Origin of the sequence: Luteimonas gilva (assembly GCF_005239095.1) — a bacterium.
Lineage (GTDB): Bacteria > Pseudomonadota > Gammaproteobacteria > Xanthomonadales > Xanthomonadaceae > Luteimonas_C > Luteimonas_C gilva.
Genome location: NZ_SZUA01000002.1, coordinates 460,414 through 485,686 on the forward strand (window position 1 = coordinate 460,414; position 25,273 = coordinate 485,686).

General features: G+C 64.7%; 20 protein-coding genes. 15 read left to right on the forward strand and 5 right to left on the reverse strand.

What is annotated here, in order from left to right:
• The first annotated feature begins 76 nt into the window (after positions 1-76).
• Together FCE95_RS10070 and FCE95_RS10075 are read left to right on the forward strand one after the other, a co-directional pair.
• Positions 77-2,269, forward strand: a complete 2,193-nt coding sequence (locus FCE95_RS10070; protein ID WP_137266889.1) for an argonaute/piwi family protein — start codon at positions 77-79, stop codon at positions 2,267-2,269.
• Positions 2,194-3,414 carry a PD-(D/E)XK nuclease domain-containing protein gene (locus FCE95_RS10075; RefSeq protein ID WP_223266848.1) on the forward strand — a complete coding sequence of 407 codons (1,221 nt, stop codon included), beginning with the start codon at positions 2,194-2,196 and terminating at the stop codon, positions 3,412-3,414. The genes FCE95_RS10070 and FCE95_RS10075 overlap by 76 nt, the downstream gene beginning before the upstream one ends.
• A 169-nt stretch (positions 3,415-3,583) precedes the next feature.
• On the opposite strand, the gene FCE95_RS10080 is transcribed toward FCE95_RS10075, so the two are convergent.
• Together FCE95_RS10080 and FCE95_RS17260 are read right to left on the reverse strand one after the other, a co-directional pair.
• Positions 3,584-4,384 carry a DUF72 domain-containing protein gene (locus FCE95_RS10080; RefSeq protein ID WP_137266890.1) on the reverse strand — a complete coding sequence of 267 codons (801 nt, stop codon included), beginning with the start codon at positions 4,382-4,384 and terminating at the stop codon, positions 3,584-3,586.
• A gap of 98 nt (positions 4,385-4,482) precedes the next feature.
• Positions 4,483-4,815: a hypothetical protein gene (locus FCE95_RS17260; RefSeq protein ID WP_223266849.1), complete on the reverse strand. Its 333-nt coding sequence runs from the start codon at positions 4,813-4,815 to the stop codon at positions 4,483-4,485.
• 37 nt (positions 4,816-4,852) lie between these two features.
• Here FCE95_RS17260 and FCE95_RS10085 point away from each other — a divergent pair, with 37 nt between their 5' ends.
• The 4 genes from FCE95_RS10085 (at position 4,853) to FCE95_RS10100 (ending at position 10,930) form a co-directional block, all read left to right on the forward strand.
• On the forward strand, positions 4,853-6,907 hold the full coding sequence (locus tag FCE95_RS10085) for a catalase (RefSeq protein ID WP_223266850.1): 2,055 nt from the start codon (positions 4,853-4,855) through the stop codon (positions 6,905-6,907).
• 84 nt (positions 6,908-6,991) lie between these two features.
• Entirely contained in the window at positions 6,992-7,867 is an 876-nt protein-coding gene (locus FCE95_RS10090) for an NAD(P)/FAD-dependent oxidoreductase (RefSeq protein ID WP_189644723.1), read from the forward strand.
• 661 nt (positions 7,868-8,528) lie between these two features.
• Positions 8,529-9,038 carry an HIT family protein gene (locus FCE95_RS10095; RefSeq protein ID WP_137266893.1) on the forward strand — a complete coding sequence of 170 codons (510 nt, stop codon included), beginning with the start codon at positions 8,529-8,531 and terminating at the stop codon, positions 9,036-9,038.
• An 80-nt stretch (positions 9,039-9,118) separates the two neighbouring features.
• The gene (locus FCE95_RS10100) at positions 9,119-10,930 is read left to right on the forward strand and encodes a tetratricopeptide repeat protein (protein ID WP_137266894.1); all 1,812 of its coding nucleotides are present in this window, start codon (positions 9,119-9,121) and stop codon (positions 10,928-10,930) included.
• 17 nt (positions 10,931-10,947) lie between these two features.
• On the opposite strand, the gene FCE95_RS10105 is transcribed toward FCE95_RS10100, so the two are convergent.
• Complete coding sequence (locus FCE95_RS10105) at positions 10,948-11,934, reverse strand: alpha/beta fold hydrolase (RefSeq protein ID WP_137266895.1); 987 nt, start codon at positions 11,932-11,934, stop codon at positions 10,948-10,950.
• Positions 11,935-12,070: 136 nt separating this feature from the next.
• On the opposite strand from FCE95_RS10105, the gene FCE95_RS10110 reads away from it, so the two are divergent.
• The 9 genes from FCE95_RS10110 (at position 12,071) to hemC (ending at position 23,379) form a co-directional block, all read left to right on the forward strand.
• Positions 12,071-12,970 (forward strand): LysR family transcriptional regulator, encoded by a 900-nt coding sequence (locus FCE95_RS10110; RefSeq protein WP_137266896.1) that lies wholly within the window; start codon positions 12,071-12,073, stop codon positions 12,968-12,970.
• A gap of 231 nt (positions 12,971-13,201) precedes the next feature.
• Positions 13,202-13,567 carry a cupin domain-containing protein gene (locus FCE95_RS10115; RefSeq protein WP_137266897.1) on the forward strand — a complete coding sequence of 122 codons (366 nt, stop codon included), beginning with the start codon at positions 13,202-13,204 and terminating at the stop codon, positions 13,565-13,567.
• A gap of 102 nt (positions 13,568-13,669) precedes the next feature.
• Complete coding sequence (locus FCE95_RS10120; protein ID WP_223266851.1) at positions 13,670-15,190, forward strand: OpgD/OpgG family glucan biosynthesis protein; 1,521 nt, start codon at positions 13,670-13,672, stop codon at positions 15,188-15,190.
• Positions 15,178-17,076 (forward strand): glucans biosynthesis glucosyltransferase MdoH, encoded by a 1,899-nt coding sequence (mdoH, locus tag FCE95_RS10125; RefSeq protein WP_137266898.1) that lies wholly within the window; start codon positions 15,178-15,180, stop codon positions 17,074-17,076. Before FCE95_RS10120 ends, mdoH begins: the two co-directional genes overlap by 13 nt.
• Before the next feature lie 225 nt (positions 17,077-17,301).
• Entirely contained in the window at positions 17,302-19,638 is a 2,337-nt protein-coding gene (locus FCE95_RS10130) for a GH92 family glycosyl hydrolase (protein ID WP_137266899.1), read from the forward strand.
• Between the two features lie 225 nt (positions 19,639-19,863).
• Positions 19,864-20,535, forward strand: a complete 672-nt coding sequence (locus FCE95_RS10135; RefSeq protein WP_137266900.1) for an alpha/beta hydrolase — start codon at positions 19,864-19,866, stop codon at positions 20,533-20,535.
• 1 nt (position 20,536) lies between these two features.
• Entirely contained in the window at positions 20,537-21,586 is a 1,050-nt protein-coding gene (locus FCE95_RS10140) for a sensor histidine kinase (RefSeq protein WP_137266901.1), read from the forward strand.
• The gene (locus FCE95_RS10145; protein WP_189644763.1) at positions 21,570-22,328 is read left to right on the forward strand and encodes a LytR/AlgR family response regulator transcription factor; all 759 of its coding nucleotides are present in this window, start codon (positions 21,570-21,572) and stop codon (positions 22,326-22,328) included. The genes FCE95_RS10140 and FCE95_RS10145 overlap by 17 nt, the downstream gene beginning before the upstream one ends.
• Positions 22,329-22,461: 133 nt before the next feature.
• A complete protein-coding gene (gene hemC / locus FCE95_RS10150; protein WP_137266903.1) occupies positions 22,462-23,379 on the forward strand; it encodes a hydroxymethylbilane synthase in 918 nt (305 codons plus the stop codon).
• Between the two features lie 89 nt (positions 23,380-23,468).
• On the opposite strand, the gene FCE95_RS10155 is transcribed toward hemC, so the two are convergent.
• Both FCE95_RS10155 and FCE95_RS10160 read right to left on the reverse strand, forming a co-directional pair.
• Positions 23,469-24,125, reverse strand: a complete 657-nt coding sequence (locus FCE95_RS10155) for a DUF481 domain-containing protein (protein ID WP_137266904.1) — start codon at positions 24,123-24,125, stop codon at positions 23,469-23,471.
• Between the two features lie 79 nt (positions 24,126-24,204).
• Positions 24,205-25,161 (reverse strand): dimethyl sulfoxide reductase anchor subunit family protein, encoded by a 957-nt coding sequence (locus tag FCE95_RS10160; RefSeq protein WP_137266905.1) that lies wholly within the window; start codon positions 25,159-25,161, stop codon positions 24,205-24,207.
• Positions 25,162-25,273 lie beyond the last annotated feature (112 nt).

Sequence of the window (25,273 nt, forward strand, 5' to 3'; positions counted from 1 at the left end):
CAATCTCCTCGCGTACTAGGACTAATTCGCGGGGTACCGCGCGGTGGAAGCTTCACGGGCATAAAAGGGGTGGATCTTGTCGATTGTCCTGAACGCATTTCCGCTGAAAGTCCCCGAGCTGGAGCTTGAAGTCCTCCAGATTCAGTACGACAAGGAAACCCTGGATGACCTTCGCGACCGTCATAGAGCGACGCACGCCTTCCGCCGGCAGGGCGACAACATTCTGATCTTCTCGGGGGACGGCACGTTCCCAGCATCTGGCACGCCGCAGACGATCGCGCTCAAGGACAACTTCGGTATCTTCTGCTCGCTGGTCAAGGACGGACTGACCCGGCATCTCGCCGGACTGGGCCGCAACCCATCCGGTTTTAACCCCATCGAGTTGGTGAGCGCCAAGCCGGAGGACAATCTTCTAGTCCCCATTCTTGGAGATGCGTACCCGTTCAAGATCTGCGCCAAATACTCAATTGACACCCGTACCGTGCAGGGCCATCCGTGCCTTGTTATTGATTGCACAACGCGCCGCGTACTCAAAGAGAACGGCCTGTTCTTCCTGAATGCTGGGTTCGATCTCATGAGCCGCTACGTTGTCACAGAACAGGACGACGGATACAGAAAGCTTCTGGGGTCGGTGAGCGGCTGCAAGGGTGAAACGCTCCATGTCACGCGGCCTGACGGCCAGGTTGTTCAGGCCGAGGCGAAGAACGTGTACCTGGAGGCCAGCCGGACGAATTTCGACGACTACATTCTGCATACGCATGGAGCGCAGAAAGATGCCATCGTCGATCGTATTCGGCAATCCGTTTCCATATTCAATGGAGGCGAGAACAAGAAGGCACGCATCGACACGCTCAAGAAGTACATCCAGTCGAAGACCATCCCGCTGATCGACGGAACGCGCATTGAGATCGAGGACTCACCCAACATCCAAAAGAACTGCGGACAGATGCAGAAGCCAGTGTTCGTCTTCAACGACAACGGCGAAGCGGATTGGGCCGAGAAGGGTCTGACACAGAGCGGCCCCTATACGAAGCGCACCTTCGATAGGAATGACCCGTCGATCTGCGTGATCTGCGGCCAACACGACAAGGGACGCGTCGAACAGTTCGTTCGCAAGCTCCTGAAAGGCATCTCAAACAGTAAATATTTCAGTAGCGGCCTTGAAGGCAAGTTCACGCTTGGAACCAGCCGCGTTGAAGTATTCGCGACAGTCACCGATAGCGTGGACGCGTACAAGAACGCCATCGAGGCCGCGATCCGGAAGAAAGCGGATGAAGGCGGGCGCTGGGACTTGGCCCTCGTGCAGGTCCGGCAGTCCTTCAAGAAGCTCAAGGTTACAGACAATCCGTACTATCTCGGCAAGAGCCTTTTCTTCCTGCATCAGGTTCCGGTGCAGGATTTCACGATAGAGCTTCTTGCGCAGTCCGACTATTCGCTTGGGTACTCGCTCAACAATATGGCACTGGCCTGCTACGCGAAGATGGGCGGCGTCCCTTGGCTTCTCAAAGCCTCGCCGACTCTCTCGCATGAACTCGTGATCGGAATTGGTAGCGCGAATATCGGGCAAGAGCGCGGCGCCGACCATCAGCGGATCATGGGCATCACCACGGTCTTCTCCGGAGATGGCAGCTACATCGTCTCGAATACCTCGAAGGCGGTCGTGCCGGAAGCCTACTGTGAAGCATTGACCGCCGTGCTCGGGGAGACGATAGAGAAGATTCAGAAGCGGATGAACTGGCAGAAGGGCGACACGATCCGCCTGATCTTTCATGCGCAGGTCAAGAAATTCAACAAGGAAGAGGTCGAAGCCGTTCGCGCCGTGATCGACAAGTACCGTGAATATCAGATCGAGTACGCCTTCCTGAAAGTCTCGGAGGATCACGGCTTGCACATGTTCGACTCTGCGACGGCTGGCGTGCAGAAGGGTCGGCTGGCTCCGCCGCGCGGGAAGACATTCAAGCTTTCCAAGCACGAAATGCTTGTCTACCTGATCGGCCAGCGCGAACTGCGTCAAGACACAGACGGACATCCGCGCGGCGTGATCCTCGAGGTTCACAAGGACTCGACCTTCAAGGACATCACGTATCTGAGCGCCCAGCTCTACAGCTTCGCATCGCACTCCTGGCGCAGCTACTTTCCCAATCCCATGCCGGTGACTATCAGCTATTCCGACTTGATCGCCCGGAATCTCGGATGGCTGAACCAGCTTCCGGGCTGGAACGACTCGGTGATGATCGGGAAGATCGGGCAATCCCAATGGTTCCTATAGAGAAGGAAAACGCATACCAGTTGCGCGAGTATCTGCACCGCAAGGTGAGCGAGAGCGCGCACGCCGACCCTTTCAAATCCTCCCTTCTGTATTTTCTGGGCTTGTCGAAGGACGGTGTTCCGTCCTTCGACTTTGCGACGCTATCCTTGTATCAGCGGTGCGCGATTGCGGGCCTCGGCGTTCTGGACGAAGCCGTTTCGAGTCTGGATGTCTCTCGCCTGCTCGGCCAGGCCGCTAAGATCGACTCCACGCCACGTCCGTGGGTTTCCGACATGTTCGGCGTCATGGCGGTGAAATGGCTGGCCGGACAGATGAACGACGCGCGCATTGCCCGCGAGTTCGAGAGTTGGATTTCAGGGTTTCTGGCCCAGCAGGTCAGCGGCGACCATCTCAATCTCTTCGAGAAAGATATCGCTGCGTATGTATGCAGCGGCGACTCCGCCGTCTATAGCAGCGCCTGCGTTCCTCTCTTTCTTCACTATCGGACGATACGGCGAATCGACGATCACCAGATTCGCCTTTCCCTATTCAGCCGCTTCATGGCCGAGTTCCGGGCGCAGGCGCAAGAAGACGCTTCGACGGCGCTGTTGAGCCTGATGGTTTACGTCTTCGATCAGGTCAATCAGGACGTGGCCGTGGTGCCACCGAAAGGCTGGAGCCTCGACGACCTCCTAGGATTTCTGGAGCATATCCCCGTCGGTCTCAAGCGATGGACGTGGGAGGACGCGGGGCGCACGAGAGGCGCAGAACCCGTCAAGTGGCAGGTAGAAAACGAATACCACGTCCAGAACCTTCTCTACGTCCTACTCGCGCCGATCTTCAACGACATAGCGGACGAAGTGAATCTCCAACCCGTCGGGCAAAAGAATCCGCGCATTGATCTCTACCTGCCGTCGCTCCATACAATTATCGAGGTCAAGTACCGGAAAGACGTGAAGAAGTCCTTCCCGACGCTCATTGGCGAGATCGCCGAAGATGCGTCTCTCTATCGCGCTGACACGAAATACAAGGATGCGCGGATCGTCAGCTTCCTGTGGGACTGTACGCGCGCGACGCAGGAGCATGCAAAATTCAGGGAAGGCGTCTCTAAAATCGACGGAATTGATGGGTGCGTGGTAATTAGCGCACCCTCCACAATGAGTTAGTGGGCCCCGTCGTCGCTGTGCTCGGCGCGGGTACAAGAGCGGTACACCGACAGGCTTTGGCGCACTTCGCTAAACTGCGCCAACCTGCTGATTCGTAACTGCTTTAGGCTTCGTCAGACTTCGCACCTATTCGTATAGCTTTCAGTGGCTTATGGTTTCTCTAGGGAACTCATAATCCTTTGGTTCCAGGTTCGAGTCCTGGTGGGCCCACCAATCCGGCGCCTCGATCCGCAGGCGTTGCCATCAGCATGTCCTTGAAAGCCAGTGCGTTGGCGGTGGCGCATCCCGAGGCGGTGTTGTCGAATACCACGAACGCCGGTTTGCCGTGCGCCAGCGCACGGACCCGCATCGCCAGCGCGCTCAGCTCTTCTTCGCCGTAGTTGCTGTAGTAAACGCGCGGCGCGCCGTGGAGCCGCCAGTAACGACAAGAGCCGTAGTCCGACGGCGCGCCGTCGGGCGCGATCACGGGCGGGTCCGCACCTACCCGGTTGATGCCGAGGCGCTCGAACAATTCCTCTGCGCGCGGCTGCGCCCAGGTCGGATGGCGAGGTTCGCACGCGATGTGGACGCCTGCGGGAAGAGAACGTGCAAGCATCGCGAAGAAAGGCGCCGCGACACGGCCATCGAATGCCAGGCTAGGAGGAAGCTGCACCAAAACCACGGCCAGCTTTTCTCCCAACCCCGTGCATTCTTCGACAAAACGGTCCGTCGGAAGCGAGGCCGCGCGCAATCGTTGCTCGTGAGTGACAGCGCGGGGCAGCTTGACGGCGAACCGGAAAGCCGCAGGCACGCTCGCCGCCCAGCGTTCGTAGGTCTTGCGTTGATGGGGGCGATAGAACGAAGAGTTGATCTCCGCCATATCCAAGCGAGTGGCGTATCGCGCCAGCATCGAATCGCCCTCCGCGAAGCTGTCGCGATGGACGGAAGGAATCGACCAGCCGGCGGTACCCGTGCGAACGGTCAAGCGCATGGCGTCGTCTCGAATTCGTCTCGCATCGACATTCGCATTCAGATTGACGGGGCCAGCTTAAGCCGCGCGCTCGTTACATCGCCATGACGATCGGATTGTTAGCGTGTGCGGAGCCGATCCGGCATCTTCGAGCTTCGCATCATGGCCAGCCGCCGCAAGCCCGCTTCACCCGCAGCCAAGAAGGTTGCCGCCGCCTCAGCCGCTCGCAATACCGATAGTTCGGCGAACAAACTCCGGTCCGACACGACGGATCCGCTGGCGCAGCGCGCTGCCGATACGGAAAAAACCGCCGGCAAAGTGACGTTCAACGCCACGAAGGCGACCGAATACGGACGACCCAACAGCTTGAAACCGCCGGCGGGACGGACCGCGAAACTCGCCTCGCCCAGCGCAGGCGCGAGCACGCTTTCCGAGGTGAACGATTCAGGCAAGACAGGTTCGCCGGCGGAGCCGGGAACGAATCCCACGGTGGATCCGCTCACCCGCGTGCGCGTGGATTCCGGGGATCGGCGCCTGACGACCAATCAAGGCGTGCCCGTCGCCGACAACCAAAGTTCGCTGAAAGCGGGCATCCGCGGGCCGGCGCTGCTGAAGGATTTCATTCTTCGCGAGAAGATCACCCACTTCGACCACGAGCGCATTCCAGAGCGGATCGTGCACGCGCGCGGTTCGGGCGCGCACGGCTTCTTCGAGAGCTATGCGTCGCTGAAAGAGTTGACGCGCGCCGCTCCGTTCCAGAAGAAAGGCAAGCGAACGCCGGTGTTCGTCCGCTTCTCCACCGTCGCCGGCGAACGCGGTTCGAAGGACACCGCTCGCGACGTGCGCGGATTCGCGGTCAAGTTCTACACCGACGAAGGCAACTGGGACCTGGTCGGAAACAACATGCCGGTGTTCTTCATCCAGGACGCGATGAAATTCCCCGATCTGGTGCACGCGGTGAAGCCGGAGCCGCACCACGCCATGCCGCAGGCGGCATCGGCCCACGATACGTTCTGGGACTTCGTGTCGTTGATGCCCGAGTCGACCCATATGCTGATGTGGCTGATGTCGGACCGGGCCATACCGCGAAGCTACCGGATGATGCAGGGTTTCGGCGTCCACACTTTCCGCTTCGTCAACGAGGAAGGCGAATCGCGCTTCGTCAAATTCCATTGGACGCCCAAACTCGGCACCCATTCCCAGGTGTGGGACGAAGCGGTCAAGACGTCGGGCTGCGATCCGGACTTCCATCGCCGCGACTTGTGGGAAGCGATCGAGGCCGGCGCCTATCCCGAATGGGAACTGGGCGTGCAGGTGTTCACCGAGCAGGAGGCCGAGAAATTCTCGTTCGACGTGCTGGACGCCACCAAGATCGTGCCGGAAGAGCTCGTGCCGGTGAAACCGATCGGACGCATGGTGCTCGACCGGAACCCCGACAATTTCTTCGCCGAGACCGAACAGGTGGCCTTTTGCACCGCGCACGTCGTGCCCGGCATCGATTTCAGCAACGATCCCTTGCTCGCCGGGCGGATCCACTCTTATGTGGATACGCAGATTTCGCGTTTGGGCGGGCCCAACTTCCACGAAATCCCGATCAACGCCCCGCTGGCGCCCGTCCACAACAACCAGCGGGACGGCATGCATCGGCAGGCGATCCACCGCGGACGGGTCGCTTACGAGCCGAACTCGCTCGCGGGCGGATGCCCCTTCCAAGCCGGCGGCGCGGGTTTCGTTTCTTTTCCCGAACTGGTCGAGCAAGACGAAGTGAGGGGCAAACCCGAGAAGTTCGCCGAACATTTCAATCAAGCTTCGTTGTTCTTCGACAGCCAGGCGCCGGTCGAGCAGGCCCATATCGCCGCGGCGTTCCGCTTCGAGCTCTCGAAGCTGACCGTGCCGGCCATCCGCAGGCGGGTGGTCTCGATGCTGCGGAACGTGTCCGAAGACCTTGCGGCGCAGGTCGCCGAAGGCCTGGGCTTGGATTTGCCCGAGCCCATGCCGCGCGCGCTCGCGCGTCCGCCCAAACCCGAAGTGGGCAAGTCGGATTTCCTGTCCTTGTCGTCGCATCCGGGCGATGGGAGCATCGCATCCAGGAAAATCGCCATTTTCGTGGCCGACGGCGTCGACGCCGGCCAGGTATCTTCGTTGCAGCAATCCCTCTTGCAGGCCGGTGCGGTCGGCCGTTTGGTGGGAAGCCGAGTGGGCGCCTTTACCGCGGCCGACGGCTCCGCGCTGGAAGCCGACGCGTCCTTGGAGAACGAACCCTCGGTGCTGTTCGATGGTCTGGCGATGCCCGATGGCGCGCAAGCCTTGTCGCAGGACGGACGCGCGATCGAATTCGTCAAGGATCAATTCCGCCACTGCAAGACGATCTTGGCGTTAGGCGCCGCGGTGGAGCTCGTGCAGCTCTCCGGACTGCCCAGCGGCACCGCGGACAAGGGACTCTTGCTGGTGGCCAAACCCAAGGCGCGTTTCGAAGCCGATTTCATCGGCGCACTGAAAAAGCATCGGCATTTCGAGCGCGAAACGGATCCGCCGGCGGTCTAGCCTGGCGCTGCCGTTCCGATCGTCCATGGCATTCGCGTCCTCGACGCGGGCATGATGCCGATCCTATGCCGAAGCGGAGCCGTCATGGCCCAGACCTGGGATGCATTGATCGTGGGCGGCGGACCGGCAGGATTGACCGCCGCCACCTATTTACGCCGCTATCTGCGCAGCTGCCTGGTGTTGGACGATGGGCGAAGCCGGGCGCGCTACATCCCGGAGAGCCAGAATTGCCCTGGATTTCCGCACGGCATTTCGGGAACGGATCTGCTCGGCAGGATGCGCGAGCAAGCGCGCTCGTTCGGCGCCGAATTCCATCAAGGCCGCGTTAGCGGCATCGTCAAGGACGGCCCGGATTTCGTCGCCATGGCGGGCGATCGCGAGATCCGGGCTTCGGCGATCCTGCTGGCCATCGGCATCCGCGACCGATTGCCGAAAGTGGATTGGATAGAAGAGGCGATCCAGTGCGGCGCCGTGCGGCTGTGCGCGGTGTGCGATGCGTTCGAGGCGCGGGACCAGGTCATCGGCGTCTACGGGCCGTTGGACGAAATCGTCACGCACGCGGAATTCCTGCGCGCCTATTCGTCGAAAATCGTGTTGCTGCCTACCGCCGCTTCGCTCCGTCCGCCGGACGGAGCGCGCTTGGATGGATTCGCGGTATTGCCGGCCGGCGGAGAGCTTTCCTTCGATGGCGAAAAATGCGCCTATCGTGCCGGAGGCAAAAGCCATGTCTTGGACACCGTCTACCCCTTCCTCGGTTGCGAACCAGCCGACTCGCTGTTCGGCGATCTGGGCTTGAAAGCGACCGACACCGGCGAACTGCAGGTGGACAGGTATCTGCAGACGAACGTGGAGCGTGTCTATGCGATCGGCGACGTGGCCAGCGGACTCAACCAGATTTCGGTGGCGGTGGGACACGCCGCCGTGGCCGCGACCCACCTCAACCGGGAATTGCCGCGTTAGCCGCCGATGGCTAGGCGCCGACGCGGCAGTGCAGTGCCGACGCGACGCGCAGCTGAAGCGTTCAGAGGCAGGGCTGATCAAGCAAAGCGTTACCACGCTGCCTGCACGGAGATAGTTTTACCGTGGTCATGGCCCCACCTGGACGCATCGATGACTGCAGAGGAACTACAAGCGGCGTGCCTGAAATTCGCGGTCTTGGAGCGGACGCGGTACCCCGCCAGCGCCTGGGAGCAATGCGAGTGCTGGATCAATTCGGACTGGGAGGATTTCGAGCCCTCGGTTTCCTGGAACCGCGCTCGCTATTTCATCATCAATGCATGGAATGCCATTGCGATGCCAACACCGGCGCATCCCTTGGACTAGCCCGCATCTGGCGGAAAGCGAGCGGTTCGAGCCGTACCTCGAGCGCCGCAGATATTCTTTGCGGCTTACGCGCCGGACCAGCGCACCCTGAGCCGACCGGTATCGGATACGTCACGCCCGGCGCAGATCCGGCTGGTGCTTTTTTAGAGTGGACATAAAATGGCCGGACCGAAGGCCTGCCGGTCCAGTGGACTAGATATGCTTTAAATTAGCCGCGATTGGATTGCGTAGGCTTTGGCCAAGCCGGACTCGACGAGCGTTCTTCGCGTCGACCTGCCGGCCGAACAGGAGAGGGCGATTGATCGAGCTTCCCATAAGAGATCCGTGCGACCTTTGCGTGGCAGGTCGCGAAGAAAGATGGAAAGTCATAGACGAAAGCGAACATACGCTCACCGTCATCAATCCGTGGCAGTTCGAAATGGGCCAATGTTGCGTCATCACGCGTCGGCATGTCGCGACGCTGCTCGATCTTTCTCGCCAAGAGTGCGAGGCCGTACTGGTCTCGGCGAAGAGAGTCGCAGAGGCGCTCGTCAAGGCATACCAACCCCTGGGAATACTCACGTTCCAAAACAACGGCGTCTATAGCGGGCAAGAAACGCCGCATTTCCATTTCCACGTCGTGCCCCGGCAGAAGGGGAGCGATTGGGGGATAGGCCCGCCGCAACTCGCGACCTTCGATAGCGCCGGACGGCAAAGGGGTACGCCGCACGATCCAAGCGGAGATGCGCAGCGCCGCGAGCGGGTACGGGCTTCTGCCGGGCGACTAACCGAAACCGTGGACCTGATTCGTTCGAATCTGCCGAAGTAGCATTCCGGCACCTTGCGGATTTCCATGAACTTGCCGACACTCGGCCCGCGTGAGTCGGCACCGGCCGGCGGGGGAGCGTCATGAAGCGCGGCCTGTTTTCCGAGCTGAAGCGGCGCAACGTCATCCGTGCGGCGGTGCTGTACGTAGGCGCGGTATGGGCGCTGGCGCAAGGCATCGCCCAGCTGGCGCCGCTGTTCGGCGACTACGATTGGGTCGCGCGCTGGTTCGTGATCGCGGGGATCGTCGGTTTCCCGTTCTGGGTGGCGTTCGCATGGTTCTACGAGTTCACGCCGGAGGGCCTCAAGCGCGAAAGCGAGATCGATCCGGCGGATGCGGCCGCGCACCGCGCCGGCCGCAAATGGGATTTCGCGATCATCGGCGTGCTGTCGGTCGCTGTGGTGCTGCTGCTGACCGATCGCTTCGTGCTGCGCCACGGCGTCAACGCCGCAGCGGAGGCCGCGGCGCCGGAACGGTCGATCGCGGTGCTGCCGTTCGCGAACCTGTCCTCGGACAAGGACCAGGCGTATTTCTCCGACGGCATCTCCGAGGAGCTGCTGAACCTGCTCGCCAAGAACCCGCAGCTGCAGGTCACCGCCCGCACCTCGTCGTTCGCCTTCAAAGGCAAGGATGTCGGCATTCCGGAGATCGCGCGCCGGCTGCGCGTGGCGCACGTCTTGGAAGGTTCGGTGCAGAAGGCCGGAAACCAGGTGCGGATCACGGTGCAGCTGGTCGACGCCCGCAGCGATAGGCAATTGTGGTCGCGCACCTGGGACCGCCGGCTCGACGACATCTTCAAGATCCAGGACGAGATCGCGGGCGAAGTGGTCAAGGAACTGAAGGTGAAGCTGCTCGGCGCATCGCCGAAGGCGCGCGCGACCGATCCGCAGGCGTACGCGCGGTACCTGCAAGCCCGGGAACTCGGACGGCAGTTGAACGCGGAGGCGTTGGCGAAGTCCGACGCGCTGTACCAGCAGGCATTGGCGATCGATCCGCGCTACGCGCCCGCGTGGGAAGGCCTGGCGGCGAACTTCGTCAGCAAGACGACCATCGCCGTTCTTCCGAACCAGGAGGGCTTGGCCCGCGCCCGCGAGGCGTACGGAAAGGCGTTGTCGATAGACCCGGATTACGGGCCGGCGTACGCCGGGCTCGGCTTCATCGCGATGTACGGCGACAACGATCTCGCCACCGCGGCGCAGCGCTTCGAGCGCGCCCTGGCGCTCGATCCGACCAACCTAGGCGTGCTCAACAACGCCGCCGACCTGCTCCGCAACCTCGGCCGTCTGGACGAGGCGCTGGCGATCGAAGAGGCGATCGTCGGCCGCGATCCGGTCGACGTGCGGTGGCTCTACGTGCTGGGCTATTCGCAGCGTTGCGCCGGCCGCTACGACGCGGCGATCGCCTCCTACCGCACGGTGCTGAGCTTGAGCCCGGACAACGGCAGCGCGCATTACCAACTCAGCGTGGTGCTGCTGCTCAAGGGCGACGCCGAGGCCGCGCTCGCCGAGATCGAGCAGGAAACGAACGATGCGTACCGCATGATCGGCCTGCCGATGGCGTACTACGCGCTCGGGCGCAAAACCGACTCGGACCAGGCGCTGTCCGCGCTGATCGCGAAGTACCAGAAGGACGCGCCCTACAACATCGCCGGTGTATACGCCTATCTCGGCGAGCCGGACAAGGCGTTCGAATGGCTCGATAAAGCAGTCGAGTACCAGGACCCCGGCCTCGCCGGGATCGTGTCCGACGACCTGTTGACCAAGATCCACGCCGATCCGCGCTGGCTGCCGTTCCTGCGCAAACGGGGCAAGGCGCCGGAGCAACTGGCGAAGATCGAGTTCAAAGTGCCGTTGCCGAAGGCGGAAGGCGCTGCGAGCGGCGCCGCGCCCGGGTAGGAGAGGCGGATCGCCAGTTAAGGCGCCTGCTTTGTCCGCGACACGTTCCGATCCAAAAAGTCGCGAATCATCCCGGCGATCTGCGGCCCGTGCGTTTCCAGCGCGAAGTGGCCGGTGTCGAGCATGCGGATCTGCGCGTTCGGATTGTCGCGCCGGTAGGGCGCGGCGCCGGCGGCGACGAAAATCTCGTCGTTGCGGCCCCACAAGACCAGCATCGGCGGTTTGCGCTCGCGGAAGTAGCGCTGCCATTGCGGGTACAGCGGCAGGTTGTTGCGGTAGTCGTAGAAGAGATCGAGCTGGATGTCCTGGTTGCCCGCGCGATCCAACCGCGCCTGGTCGACGGTCCATGCGTCCGGGCTGACCAGCGAGAGATCCGGCACGCCGTGCGTGTACTGCCATTGCGTGGACTTCGCGCCGAAGGCGGCGCGCAAGGCTTCGCGATCGGCGGGCGCGCCGCTGCGCCAATAGGCTTTGATGGGATCCCAGAAACCGGCGATTCCTTCTTCGTAGGCATTGCCGTTCTGCACGACGATCGCGGTCACGCGTTCGGGATGCGCCGTAGCCAGGCGGAAGCCTACCGGCGCGCCGTAATCCATCGCATACAGCGCGTAGCGGGTCAGGCCGAGCCGCTGCGCGAATACGTCGAGCAGCTGCGCGTAGTGGTCGAAGGTGTAGGCGAAGCGGTCGCGCGGCGGCGCGGCGCTATAGCCGAAGCCCGGGTAGTCCGGCGCGACGACGCGATAGCGCTGCGCCAGCCGCGGCATGAGATCGCGGAACATGTGCGACGACGCGGGAAAGCCGTGCAACAGCAACAACACCGGCGCGTCGGCGGGGCCGGCTTCGCGGTAGAACACGTCTACGCCGTCGATGTTCGTGGTGCGGTAGCGCACCTGTTCGACCGCTGCGGCGGACGGCGTCGCGGGCGAGGGCGCGGAGGGCGAAGCGGCCTGGACGGTGCCGGCAGCGAAGAACGCCAGCGCCAGGCTCAATAGGGTCTTGTTCATGAGGAACTCCTTAAGGCCATCGGCCGTAGGGCCGAGGGCAGGGGACGGGTGGGCTGCGAGGCCTACTGTGAATCTTTCCTGTTGCGGCGATAATCAGTGGGTATGACACTTCACCATTGCTAAAACAGGAATAATCATGGACCGGCTCAACGCCATGGCGGTCTTCGCGGCCGTCTGCGATGCGAACGGTTTCGCGGGTGCGGCGCGGCGCCTGGGCCTATCGCCGCCGGTGGTGACGCGCACGGTGACGTCGCTCGAAACGCACCTCGGCGTCCGCCTGCTCCAACGCACCACGCGCTCGTTGCGCATCACCGAGGCCGGCGCGCGCTATCTGGAGCACGTCCGGCGCGTCATGGCCGAAGCGGACGCCGCCGACGAAATCGCGCGCGGCGAACAGGTGCGTCCACGCGGCAAGCTGGTGGTGACGGCGCCGCTGATCTTCGGCCGCATGCATGTGGCCGACGTGCTCCGGCGCTACCTCGCGAGCCATCCGGAGGTCACCGCCGAACTGCTGCTCAACGACCGCAACGTCAATCTGATCGAAGAAGCCGTCGACGTGGCCATCCGCATCGGCGCGCTCGACGATTCCAGCCTAGTTGCGCGCCGGATCGGCTCTACGCGACGCGTGGTCGTCGCCAGCCCCGCTTATCTGGCCGCGCGCGGCCGGCCGGCCGGCCCGTTGGAACTCGATGCGCACGACACCATCAGTTTCGGACCGGCGCACGCGGCCCGCGATTGGCTGTTCGCCGATCCGCAGGACTACGCGCGCGAACTGCGCATCGCGATCCGTCCGCGCCTGATCACCAACAGCGGCGATGCCGCGATCGACTACGCCCGCGAAGGCGGCGGCTTGACGCGCGCTCTGCACTATCAGGTTGCGCCGTACATCGCGACCGGCGAACTGGCCGTCGTACTGAGCGGTTTCGAGCCGCTCCCTTCGCCTATCCACGCGCTCTACCCCAGCGCGCGCTTGCTGCCCGCGCGCGTGCGCGCATTTTTGGATTTGATGCTGGAAGCCGGCGAGCGGGCGTATTGATAGCGCGCGAAACGCGATGCATCGCATGCATCAAGCCAAGTCGCGAAGCGGACGAATCCAAGGGGGGCAATCATATTCCGGGCGTTACGGCGCGCAACCGAGCTCGAATCGGTTTAGGCCCTCCTATGCGGCTCTCAGTGCATGCAAGTCTTGAAGCGCGCGTTCTCCATTCCGCGCAACAGGCCGATAGATGATAAATAATCACATTTTGACGGAGCCGCGGGAGGACGTATGCCGGACAAGCCGACAACGACGCCGGTGACGGTCAGCGCCGCCGACGAATGGCTGAGCGCGGACCGATTCGCGGGAGAGTGGCAAGGCGCTTCGCGCGGCTCGGGCATCTGCGTGATCGCCAATGCGATCGACGCGCCGGGCGCGGGCGCGAAAGCGCACAAGCATCCGTACCCCGAGACTTTCGTGATCCGCAAGGGCAACGTGCGTTTCACCATCGGAGAGGAAACGCTGATCTGCGGCGCGGGCGAAATCGTGGTGGTACCCGCCGGGGTGCCGCACGCATTCTGCAATCACGGCCCCGGTCCGTTGGAGATGATCGACATCCACGAGAACGGCGTTTTCGACACCACCTGGATCGAATGACCGCAAGCCGCGCGGTACGCGGGCGTGTGAACGCCGGTTTACGTTCGGCCGCGAGCCGGATCGTATAGTGCGCGGCCGTCCGCAATCGTTAGAGAAATTCACGTGCGCCGTCGCGAAGTGATCTTGGCCGGTTTGTCGTTGCCGTTGCTTTCGTTGTTCGACGGCGGCATGAAAACGTTTGCAGCGACGCCGAAGAGCGCGACGCCGTTCGACGACGACACCGTCGCCGGCTTGGCACGATCCTTGGCCGCGAATCCGTACCGCCCGCCCGACGAGACTTTGCCCGCCGAGCTGGCCAAGATCGGCTACGACCAATACCGCGACTACCGCTACCGCGCCGATCGCGCGCTGTGGCGCGGGCTGGGCGTGCCGTTCCAGGCGCAGTTCTTTCATCGCGGCTTCCTGCATAAGGAACGCGTCGACATCTACGAGGTCGTCGACGGCAAAGCCGCGCCGGTGGTCTATTCGCCGGACATGTTCACTTACGGCCGCTCGCCCGCGCCGAAGGTGAGCGATCTGGGTTTCGCCGGTTTCCGCCTGCACGGGCCGATCAACCGTCCGGATTATTTCGACGAGATCGCCGCCTTCCTCGGCGCCAGCTATTTCCGCGCGGTCGCTAAGGGCCAAAGCTACGGTCTGTCCGCGCGCGGCTTGGCGTTGAAGACCGGCGATCCGGAGCCGGAGGAATTCCCCGTATTCAAAGCGTTCTGGCTGCAGCGTCCGGCGAAAAGCGCCGATGCGGTGGTGGTGCACGCCTTGCTCGACGGTCCCAGCGCCGCCGCGGCGTTCCGCTTCGCGATCAAGCCGGGCGTGGAAACCGTGTTCGACGTCGACATGCGCTTGTATCCGCGCGTCGAGCTGGCGCGCGCCGGCATCGCGCCGCTGACCAGCATGTTCGATTTCGACGCCAGCGACCGCGTCGGCGTCGACGATTACCGTCCCGCCGTGCACGATTCCGACGGCCTGGCCTTGCTCAACGGCCGCAACGAACAGGTCTGGCGTCCGCTGCAGAATCCGAAAGCGGTGCAGATGAGCGCGTTCCAGGACGTCGACCCGCGCGGCTTCGGCCTGATGCAGCGCAAGCGCGCCTTCTCCGACTACCTGGATTTGGAAGCCGGCTACCAGAAGCGGCCGAGCCTGTGGGTGGAACCGATCGGCGATTGGGGCGAGGGCGCGGTGATCCTGGTCGAGATCCCGACGGCGGACGAATACCACGACAACATCGTCGCTTTCTGGCGGCCGAAGCAAGCCTTCGCCGCGGGCCGCGAATACCGCTTCGGTTATCGCCTGCATTGGTGCATGGACCACGCATGGCAGCGCGAGCTCGCGGTCGTGGCCAGCACGCGCATCGGCAAGGCGCCCAAGGCCGGTCGCTTGATCGTGATCGAGTTGGCCGGCGGACGTCTGGACGCGATGCCGGCCGAAGCCAAGCTGCAAGTCGACGCCCTGGCGTCGAAGGGCGAATTGCGCAATGCGGTGGCTTACCGCAATGCGGAAACCGGCCATTGGCGGATGAGTTTCGAACTCGATCCGCGTGGGCAATCGGACATCGAATTGCGCGCGCGCTTGAAGGACGCGAAGGGCCCGCTGTCGGAAACCTGGCTGTATCGATGGAATCCGTGATCGCCGCCCCGCCGACCCCGCCGCCGCGTGCGCCGTCGCCGCTGCTGCCGGCCGAAGCGCCGCTGGCGATGCCGATCCAGTCGCTGCGCGAAGGCCGCGCGCCGGTCGGCACGCTCGCCTCCGCGCCGAACGGGGTGGCATGGCGCCGAACCTGCGTGATCGGCGGCTCCGCCGTGCTGACCCTCGTCGCGGCGTACCAGATCTGGTGGCTGCTGCGCGGCGGCGGCATCGACGTGCTCGAAGCGCTGCTGTTGCTGCTGTTCGTCGCCTTGTTCGCTTGGATCGCGCAGGCCTTCGTCAGCGCGGTCGCCGGTTTCGTCCGCTTGCTGTCGCACCGGCAGGCCCGGCTCGGCTTGTCGCCGCGCGATCCATTGCCGGCGCTGTCCACCCGCACCGCCTTGCTCATGCCCACCTACAACGAAGATCCGCAACGATTGCTGGCCGGCTTGCAGGCGATCTACGAATCGGTCGCGGCGACGAGCCGACTGGGCCAATTCGATTTCTTCGTGCTCAGCGACACCACCAAGCCCGAGATCCAAGCGGCCGAGGAAGCGGCGTTCGCCGATCTGCGCCGCCGCTTGGGCGACGAGCGATTGTTCTACCGGCGCCGCACCGACAACGCCGAACGCAAGGCCGGCAACATCGCCGAATGGCTGCGCCGCTTCGGCGGCGCTTATCCGCAGATGCTGATTCTTGACGCCGACAGCCTGATGAGCGGCGACACCATCGTGCGCTTGGCCGGCGCGATGGAGCGGCATCCCGACGTCGCGCTGATCCAGACCTTCCCCGTGGTGGTGAACGGCAACACGCTGTTCGCGCGGATGCAGCAATTCTCGGGGCGCGTGTACGGGCCGATCGTCGCCCACGGCATCGCCTGGTGGCATGGCGCCGAAAGCAACTACTGGGGCCACAACGCCATCATCCGCACCGCCGCGTTCGCCGCGCACGCCGGCTTGCCGGAACTGCGCGGGCACAAGCCTTTCGGCGGTACGGTGCTCAGCCACGATTTCGTCGAAGCCGCGCTGCTGCGCCGCGGCGGCTGGGCGCTGTACATGGAGCCGGGCTTGCCGGGCAGCTACGAGGAAGGTCCGCCCTCGCTGACCGACATGCTGGTGCGCGACCGCCGCTGGTGCCAAGGCAATCTGCAGCACAGCGCGGTGCTGCCGGCGAAAGGCCTGCATTGGGTCAGCCGTTGGCATCTGCTGATCGGCATCGGCCAATACTTCACCGCGCCGATGTGGGCGATGCTGATGCTGGTCGGATTGGCGATACCGCTGTACCACGCGGGCTTGTCCTGGAACAACATCCAGTTGTCCGGCTTCTCGCCGACCGCGTTCTGGCGCGAGCAGGATCCGCAGCGCTTCGTCTGGGTGTTCGTGTTCACGATGACGATCCTGCTGGCGCCGAAGGTGCTGGGCTATATCGCGATGCTGTTCGACCGCGATTTGCGCCGCGGCTGCGGCGGTGCGCTGCGCACCTTCGCCGGCATGCTGCTGGAAACGGTGCTGGCGGCGCTGATGGCGCCGATCACCATGTACGTGCAGTCGCGCGGCGTGGCCGAAGTGCTGGCGGGCAAGGATTCGGGCTGGGAAACCCAGCGCCGCGACGACGGCACCTTGCCGTGGTCGGGCTTGCTGCGCAGCTACGGCGGCATGACCTTGTTGGGCTTGCTGATGGGCGGCATCGCGTACGCGATTTCGCCGGCGTTGGCGGCGTGGATGTCTCCGGTGATCCTGGGCTTGGTGCTGTCGATGCCGATCGTGGCGCTGAGTTCGTCGCGCAAACTGGGGCTGGCGCTGCGGCGCTGGGGGATTTTCCGCATACCCGAGGAAAGCGCGCCGCCGGAAGTGCTGCGTCGCGCGTCGCAGCTGCGCGCTAAGGCTTGAGTTTAGCTCTTGTAGGAGCGGCTTCAGCCGCGAGCTCTTTCCTTCAAATCGCGACACTGCGGAATTTGAGAGAGGAAGCTCGCGGCTGAAGCCGCTCCTACAACAGCAGAGGCCGGGGCAGCGGAGCAAGCTCCGCTCTACACAAGCCTGCGGATCGCGGCACGGCGGCAAGCGTGGTAATTTCGGGGTTTAGAACGTTCTAAATCGCCGATCGGGGAGTCCGGGATGGGGAAGTCGATGCATGCGCGGCGCTGGCTCGCCGCTGTTTCGGTAGGCCTGCTGCTCGTTTCGAATGTATACGGGGCCAATAACGGAGCGAGCGCCTACGCCGCCGTCGATCCTTTCATCGGCACCGGCGGCGAAGGTCACACTTTCCCGGGCGCGGTGGTGCCGTTCGGCATGGTGCAGCTCAGTCCCGATACGGAGATCAAGCCGCGCAAGGAAGCCTACGGTTGGGCGGCGGGTTATCGCTACAGCGACGGCAGCATCGTCGGCTTCTCGCACACGCATTTCTCCGGCACGGGGCATTCCGACCTGGGCGACATTCTGTTGATGCCGATCGCCGGCGAAGTGAAGCTGGAGCGCGGCGACAGCGCCAAGCCGGGCAGCGGCTACCGTTCGCGCTTCGGCCACGAGGACGAAGTCGCGCAGCCGGGTTATTACGCGGTCACGCTCGACGACTATGCGATCCGCGCCGAGCTCACCGCCACCGAACGCGTCGGCGTGCACCGGTACCGCTTTCCGCAGGGCAAGCCGGCGCATGTGCTGATCGATCTGCGCAGCAGCCTGTACGACTATCCCGGCAAGGTGCTGTGGTCGCGGCTGCGTTTGCGTCCGGACGGCACCGTCACCGGCTTCCGCGAAACGCGCGGTTGGGCGCCCGGCCGTCAGCTGTATTTCGCGATGCGCTTCTCCGCGCCGATTAGCGGCCACGCTTTCCACGACACCGAAACCGATGTCGCCTACAAAGGCTTTCCGCCGCCGGGCGAAAAAGATCCGAAGCAGCGTGCGCAGATCGAAGGCCGGCAGCTGGTCGGCAGTTTCGATTTCGCCCAGCCCGGTGGGCCGCTGGTGGTGAAGGTCTCGATCTCGCCGGTGAGCGAAGAGAATGCGATCGCCAACCTCGACGCCGAGATGCCGGGCTGGGATTTCGACGCGGTCCGCGCCCAGGCCAAGCGGAGTTGGACGCAGGCCTTGTCGGCGATCGACGTGGACGCGTCCGCGCCGATGCGCAAGAGCTTCTACACCGCGATGTACCACACGCTGATGGGCCCGAGCCTGTTCATGGACAGCGACGGCCGCTATCGAGGCCCCGACAACGCGGTGCACAAAGCCGAAGGCTTCCGCAACCATTCCACGTTCTCGCTGTGGGACACCTATCGCGCGCTGCATCCGCTGCTGACGCTGATCCAGCCGGAGCGGCGCACCAACGATTTCGTCAATTCGCTGCTCGCCGCGCGCCGCGAAAGCCCGTACGGCGTGCTGCCGGTGTGGGCGTTCCACGGCCAGGAGACCTGGTGCATGATCGGCTACCACGCGGTGCCGGTGATCGCCGACGCGTACATGAAAGGCATCCGCGGCTACGACGCGAACGCGGCCTTGGACGCGATGGTCGCCAGCGCCAGCTACGGCCCTTACGACGGCCTCGCCCAGTACATGGAACTGGGCTATGTGCCGATCGACGAGGAAGGCGAAGCCGCAGCTAAGACTTTGGAATACGCGTTCGACGATTGGACCATCGCGCGCATGGCGCAGGCGATGGGCCGCAAGGACGTCGCCGCGCGGTTCGAAAAGCGCGCGGGCAATTGGACGCATGCCTTCGACGACAAGACCGGCTTCATGCGCGCGCGCAAGCGCGACGGCGCGTTCCGCGAGCCTTTCGATCCGTCCGCCAGCGGCTACGGCACCGACTACACCGAAGGCAACGCCTGGCAATACTCGTGGTACGTGCCGCAGGACGTGGCCGGCTTGGCGCGGGCGCACGGTGGCGAAGATAAGCTGCTCGCCAGGCTCGACGCCGTGTTCGACGCCAAGGTCGATCCGAAGATCTTCGAGCACATGGAAGACATCACCGGCCTGATCGGCTGGTACGCGCACGGCAACGAGCCCAGCCATCATGTCGCCTATCTGTACGCGTACGCCGGTCAGCCCTGGCGCACCCAGGCGCGCTTGAAGGCGATCATGGACAGCCAGTACGCGCCGCGCCCCGACGGCCTGGCGGGCAACGACGATCTGGGGCAGATGTCGGCCTGGTACGTGTTCACCGCGCTCGGTTTCTATCCGGTGGCGCCGGGCAGCAACCAATACGTGATCGGCCGCCCGTTCCTGCCGCGGGCGACGTTGAACCTGCCCAACGGCAAGCGCTTCACCGTGATCGCCGAAGGCTTGGACGACGCGCACACCTACATCGGCAGCGCGACGCTCGACGGCAAACCGTTGGATCGAGCGTACCTCGAACACAGCGAAATCATGGCCGGCGGCGAGTTGAAGTTCGTCATGCAGGCGGAGCCGAACCAGGCTTGGGGTACGGCGCAGCGGCCGTATTCGATGTCGGCGAAATAATCCCGCGCGACTCTAGCCCTCTCCCGCTTGCGGGAGAGGGTTGGGTGAGGGCGCGCAGATACGCAAGGCCGCGACTAACAATCGTCCGCCTGGAACGTTGACCCGGCCGAATGCGCGCTTTCGACGCGATTGATATTCCGCGCGCCCTCACCCCAGCCCTCTCCCGCAGCGGGAAAGGGAGCCGATCGCCGCTTTCGGGCACAATCCTCCCGAACGGAGGAAGCGATGGCCTTACTGGAAACCGTAGAACACGAAACCGCGCCCGACCCGCGCTGGACCGTGCTATGGCTGCACGGCCTGGGCGCCGACGGCCACGACTTCGCGCCGATCGTGCCGGAGTTGGTGCGCCGCGAATGGCCGGCGCTGCGCTTCGTGTTCCCGCACGCGCCGCAGCGCGCGGTCACCATCAACGGCGGCATACGGATGCGGGCCTGGTACGACATCGTCGATTTCGACCTGGCCAACCGCGCCGACGAAACCGGCGTGGCCGAGTCTATCGTTCAAGTTGAAGCCTTGATCGCCCGCGAACGCGAGCGCGGCGTGCCGGCGTCGCGGATCGTTTTGGCCGGCTTTTCGCAAGGCGGCGCGATCGCGCTCGCGGCCGGCTTGCGCCGCAGCGAACCGCTGGCGGGGCTGGTGGGTTTGTCGACGTATCTGCCCGCCGCCAACAAGGCCGCCGAATTCCTCGCCGAGGCCGCGGTCGCGCAGCCGTTGTTCATGGGCCACGGCATCCAGGATCCGGTGGTGCCGTTCGCCGCCGGCGAGTACACCGCATCGTTGCTGAAGATGTTGGGCTTCGCCGTCGATTGGCACCACTATCCGATGGCGCATCAAGTGTGCGCCGAAGAGATCGGCGACCTCGGCGATTGGCTGTCGCGGTTGTTCGCATCGCCCTGACATGTCCGATCCTCGCGACAACGAGCTTTGGTTTCCCGACCTGTGCCGGCTGCACCGCGTCGGCACGCTGCTGGGGCTGGCCGAACTCGCGGTCGTGGTGGTGATCCTGGCGCCGGACGGCGCGCGCGGCTGGGACGCCAGCGCCTTCGTCCACGCCAGCGGTTTCGCGTTGTGGCTGGCGCTGAGCGTGTCGGTGCTGCTGTGCCGGATGCGGCGCAGCCTGTCGCGCTGGCCGCCGCGCACCGGTTCGCTGATCGCGGTGGGCGTGGCCGCGGCGGTGGCGGTGGCCGCGGCGGGCGTCGTGCATGCGCTGTTCGCGAGCGTCGGCGATGCCGGCGGACTGCCCGGGTTCTGGCGCTTCGTCGGCGGCAGCGCGGCGATCGTGGCGCTGATCACCGCGCTGGCCTTGCGCTATTTCTACGCGATCGACGGCTGGCGCGCGCAAGTCAACGCCAACGCGCGCGCCGAAGCCGATGCGCTGCAGGCGCGGATCCGCCCGCATTTCCTGTTCAACAGCATGAATCTCATCGCCAGTTTGCTGCGCAGCCAGCCGGCGGTCGCCGAACGCGCGGTGCTGGACCTGTCCGATCTGTTCCGCGCCGCGCTCGGCGCCGGCGAAAGCAATGCCACCTTGGCCGAAGAAGTCGAATTGGCCGAGCGCTATCTGGCGATCGAATCCTTGCGCTTGGGCGAACGCTTGAGCATCGCCTGGGACAAGCGCGAGCCCTTGCCCTGGTCGCAGCCGATGCCGCGCCTGACCTTGCAGCCGCTGGTCGAAAACGCGGTGCTGCACGGCGTGTCGCGGATGCCGGAAGGCGGCACGGTGGAGATCGGACTCGAAGCCGACGAGGGCTGGCTGCGGATCCGGGTGCGCAATCCCGCGCCGAGTACGCCGCCGCCGGTCGCGGCCGGCGCCGGCCATGCCCAGCGCAACATCGGCCATCGCCTGGCCTACGCCTTCGGCCCGCGCGCGCGGATGACCGCCGGCGCGGCGGAGGGCTACTATGTCTGCGAACTCAGCTTGCCGCTGGGCTATGCCCGGCGGCCATGAGGACGGGCCGCGCTTGAAGATCATCATCGCCGACGACGAACCCCTGGCGCGCGAGCGCCTGCGCGATCTGCTCGCCGAGCAACCCGGCGTGCAAGTGGTCGCCGAAGCCGGCGACGGCCGCGAAGCGCTGCACGCCTGCGCAGAGCACGATCCGGATCTGGTCCTGCTCGACATCGCCATGCCCGGCATCGACGGTTTGGAAGCGGCGCGCCATCTGGCCGCGTTCGATCCGCGTCCGGCGGTGGTGTTCTGCACCGCCTACGATGCGCACGCGCTGTCCGCGTTCGATGCCGCCGCGATCGACTACCTGCTCAAACCGGTCCGCGCCGAACGCCTCGCCGCCGCGCTCGAGCGCGTGCGCACCTTCGCCGCCGGCCGCGAACGCGACGCCGCGCAACCGTCCGGGCGCCTGCGCACCCACCTGTGCGCGCGCATGCGCGGCAGCCTGCGCTTGATCCCGATCGAGGACGTGCACTACCTGCAGGCCGACGAGAAATACGTGGTGGTGCACCACGCCCGCGGCGAAGATTTGCTGGAAGAATCGCTGAAGTCGCTGGAAGAGGAATTCGGCGACCGTTTCGTGCGCATCCACCGCAACTGCCTGGTGGCGCGGCACGAACTGGTGGAGCTCAAGCGCGGGCCGGACGGGCACGTGCATGCGATCCTGCGCCACGGCAAGCAGCCGTTGGAGGTCAGCCGGCGTTGCGTGACGGGGCTGAAGGAAACGGTCAAGCACCTATAGCCTGCTGTTCTTCCCCCTTTGAAAAAGGGGATCGAGGGGGATTTACGCGGATCGGCAGATCGCCGCGAAAAGCAAATCCCCCTGTATTCCCTTTTTCAAAGGGGGAGAAGCGAAGATCGGCGATAATGCGCGCATGGAAATCCTCCGCATCGCCACCCGCAAAAGCCCGCTCGCGCTATGGCAGACCGAACACGTCGCCGCTTCGCTGCGCGCGGCGCATCCGGGCCTGAACGTCGAACTGGTGCCGATGAGCACCCGCGGCGACGAGGTGCTGGACCGCTCGCTGGCGGCGATCGGCGGCAAAGGCCTGTTCCTGAAGGAACTGGAAGTGGCGATGCAGCGCGGCGAAGCCGATTGCGCGGTGCATTCGCTGAAAGACGTGCCGATGGTGCTGGAAGCGGGCTTCGCCCTGCCGGCGATCCTGGAGCGCGCCGATCCGGCGGACGCTTTCGTCAGCAACGCCTACGCTTCGCTCGACGCCTTGCCGCAAGGCGCGCGGGTCGGCACCTCGTCGCTGCGCCGGCAAGCGCAGTTGCGCGCGCGCCGTCCGGATTTGGAATTGCTCGATCTGCGCGGCAACGTCAATACGCGCTTGGCCAAACTCGATGCCGGCGACTACGACGCGATCGTGCTGGCCTGCGCCGGCTTGCAGCGCTTGGGTTTTCAAGATCGCATCCGCGTGCGCTTGCAGGCGCCCGACTGGCTGCCCGCGCCGGCGCAGGGCGCGATCGCCGTGGAAGCGCGCGAAGGCGATGCGCGCACCCGCGCGTTGTGCGCGGCGCTCGATCACGCGCCGACGCGCATCCGCGTGGAAGCCGAGCGTGCGATGAATCGCGCCTTGCACGGCAGCTGCCATGTGCCGGTCGCGGCCTACGCCGAATTGAATGGCGAAAACCTGCGGCTGCAGGGCCTGGTCGGCGACGTCGAGAACGGCCGCGTGCTGCGCGCGCAAGGCGAAGGCCCAGCCGATGCGCACGAAGCCTTGGGCCTGCAGGTCGCGCAGCGGTTGTTGGACCAAGGCGCCGCCGATTGGCTCAGCGCCCACCGCTGACGACGCTTTTGTAGAGTCGAGCCTGCTCGACTGCTCCTGTTTGCGAAAAAGCAGTCGAGCAGGCTCGACTCTACAGACGGCGCCGCCGCTCAGAACGCGTACTGCAACTTGACCGAGCCTTCGGTCTCGGTGGTGGCGTTGCCGCCGCTTTCGGCGCGGCGCGTCTCCACGCCCGATTTCAGGGTGACTTGCGGCCTGAGCTCGATGTCCAAGCTGATCGCGTTGCGCAGGAAGCTGCTGCGGTCGCGGCCGGTTTCCAATTGCACCTGCTGGCTCCAGCGCGCGCGGTCGCCGAAGCGCTGGGTGAAATCCAGGCTGGCGCGGGCCACCGGTCCGGTCGTGCCGACGCCGTCGTCGACCCAGGGCTGCAGCCGGTAGCCGGTGCCGAACACCACGCTCACCTGGGTCTGCGGCCGCCGGATCGCCGCCACGCCGTAGCGGGCGCCGACCCGCCAATCCTTGGCGTAGCTGTCCATCCAATCGCGGGACGAGGGCGGTGCGCTCAGGCGCCGGCCGCTGACCGGTTGGCCGGGCAAGGGTTGCGGGCCTTCCTTGTCGGCGCGGCCGACCTCGAGGAAATCGCGGTTCGACCACTCCGCATCGCCGCAGACCAGGCTGTAGCAGGTGGGCAGCGAAGACATGCGCGCAGCCTCGACCGCGACCGCCAGCGGCTGGTCGGGCGTTTCGAGCAGGGTCAGCGGTGACAGGGGTTGGCCGATCACGGCGAACCACCAGGCGGCCCACATGGCGCTTTTCCTCGGATGTAAACGATTACATGGCTATTATGCCGCCGGATTGCGACGATCCCAAGACCCGGCCCGCCGCTCAATAGTAGCGGGTCACCAGGTGTTTAGCCTGGGCGAAGAACAACCAGCGTTCGATGAAGGTGCCGGCCAGGATCGCCACCACCGTCACCGGGAAAAAACCCGCGGCGGCCTTGGGCGAAGCCTGGATCGCCACCGCCGCCAGCAACGGCACGCCGGCGAACAGGGCCAGCGCGAGCCAGCGCAGCAGGCGTCCGTTTTCGCGGGCGACTTCGAAAGCCATTTCCCGGGTGATGTAGTTGGCTTCGGTGTGGGGGCGTTCGAACACCTCCACCTCCCGGCCGGGCAGGCCGACGGCGGCGCCGCGGGTCGGCAGCGCGCCGCGGTCGGTTTCGCGCCAGTACAGCAGCTTCAGCAGCGCCGCCAGCACGCCCAACACGGCCAGGATGCGGGACAGGCCCACGCCCGCGTCGACATCGGGCAGCCGCCACAACATCAGTAGGAACAGCAGCGCCGCGCCGGTGTGCAGGGCGAACAGCAGATAGCCCGGCAGCACCAGCGGATGGCTCCAGGCGGGGATCGGCTTGAGCGAGGCGTAGATCATCGCCGTGCAGGCGACCGTGGCCAGCGCCAGCATCGTGGTCAGCAAGCCGGCCACGGCCAGCATCCCGGACGTGTCGGCGTTCTGCTTGCCCTGCCAGAGCAGATAGATCATCGCCATCGTCGGCAGATAGGTGAGCAGCGACAGCACGCCTTCGCGCGACAGCCAGGACGTGCGCCATTGCGACATCGCCCGCCACGCGCGCTGCGGCTTGCCCAAATGACCCAGCGAGCACAGCAGCCCCACCGTCACCAGCACGATGCCGATCGCCGCGGCGATCAATTGCAGCGACACCAATTCCATGCCGAGCTTGCCGCGCGATTGCAGCAGCGAAGTCGAGATGCCCAGCCAGACCAGCAGCCCGTAGCCGGCGCCGGACAAGGTGGTGAAGAAGATGACGGAGAGGGCGGGATGCATGCGTCGGTGGTTCCTGCTTTGCTCTGAGCCGTCATGTCCGCAGACGGGGCTCCAGCGGCTTTGCCGTTCGATAGGCCGACAAAGTACTTGAAACCAAAAGCGAAAGTCACTG

Excerpts from the sequence above, each read along its gene's own strand:
- FCE95_RS10130 (WP_137266899.1), top strand. The coding sequence starts at position 17,302 with ATGGGGAAGTCGATGCATGCGCGGCGCTGGCTCGCCGCTGTTTCGGTA.
- FCE95_RS10075 (WP_223266848.1), top strand. The coding sequence starts at position 2,194 with ATGGCTGAACCAGCTTCCGGGCTGGAACGACTCGGTGATGATCGGGAA.
- FCE95_RS10135 (WP_137266900.1), top strand. The coding sequence starts at position 19,864 with ATGGCCTTACTGGAAACCGTAGAACACGAAACCGCGCCCGACCCGCGC.
- FCE95_RS10155 (WP_137266904.1), bottom strand. The coding sequence starts at position 24,125 with ATGTGGGCCGCCTGGTGGTTCGCCGTGATCGGCCAACCCCTGTCACCG.
- FCE95_RS10115 (WP_137266897.1), top strand. The coding sequence starts at position 13,202 with ATGCCGGACAAGCCGACAACGACGCCGGTGACGGTCAGCGCCGCCGAC.
- FCE95_RS10100 (WP_137266894.1), top strand. The coding sequence starts at position 9,119 with ATGAAGCGCGGCCTGTTTTCCGAGCTGAAGCGGCGCAACGTCATCCGT.
- FCE95_RS10160 (WP_137266905.1), bottom strand. The coding sequence starts at position 25,161 with ATGCATCCCGCCCTCTCCGTCATCTTCTTCACCACCTTGTCCGGCGCC.
- FCE95_RS10105 (WP_137266895.1), bottom strand. The coding sequence starts at position 11,934 with ATGAACAAGACCCTATTGAGCCTGGCGCTGGCGTTCTTCGCTGCCGGC.
- FCE95_RS10080 (WP_137266890.1), bottom strand. The coding sequence starts at position 4,384 with ATGCGCTTGACCGTTCGCACGGGTACCGCCGGCTGGTCGATTCCTTCC.
- FCE95_RS10090 (WP_189644723.1), top strand. The coding sequence starts at position 6,992 with ATGGCCCAGACCTGGGATGCATTGATCGTGGGCGGCGGACCGGCAGGA.
- FCE95_RS10110 (WP_137266896.1), top strand. The coding sequence starts at position 12,071 with ATGGACCGGCTCAACGCCATGGCGGTCTTCGCGGCCGTCTGCGATGCG.
- hemC (WP_137266903.1), top strand. The coding sequence starts at position 22,462 with ATGGAAATCCTCCGCATCGCCACCCGCAAAAGCCCGCTCGCGCTATGG.
- mdoH (WP_137266898.1), top strand. The coding sequence starts at position 15,178 with ATGGAATCCGTGATCGCCGCCCCGCCGACCCCGCCGCCGCGTGCGCCG.
- FCE95_RS10140 (WP_137266901.1), top strand. The coding sequence starts at position 20,537 with ATGTCCGATCCTCGCGACAACGAGCTTTGGTTTCCCGACCTGTGCCGG.
- FCE95_RS10145 (WP_189644763.1), top strand. The coding sequence starts at position 21,570 with ATGCCCGGCGGCCATGAGGACGGGCCGCGCTTGAAGATCATCATCGCC.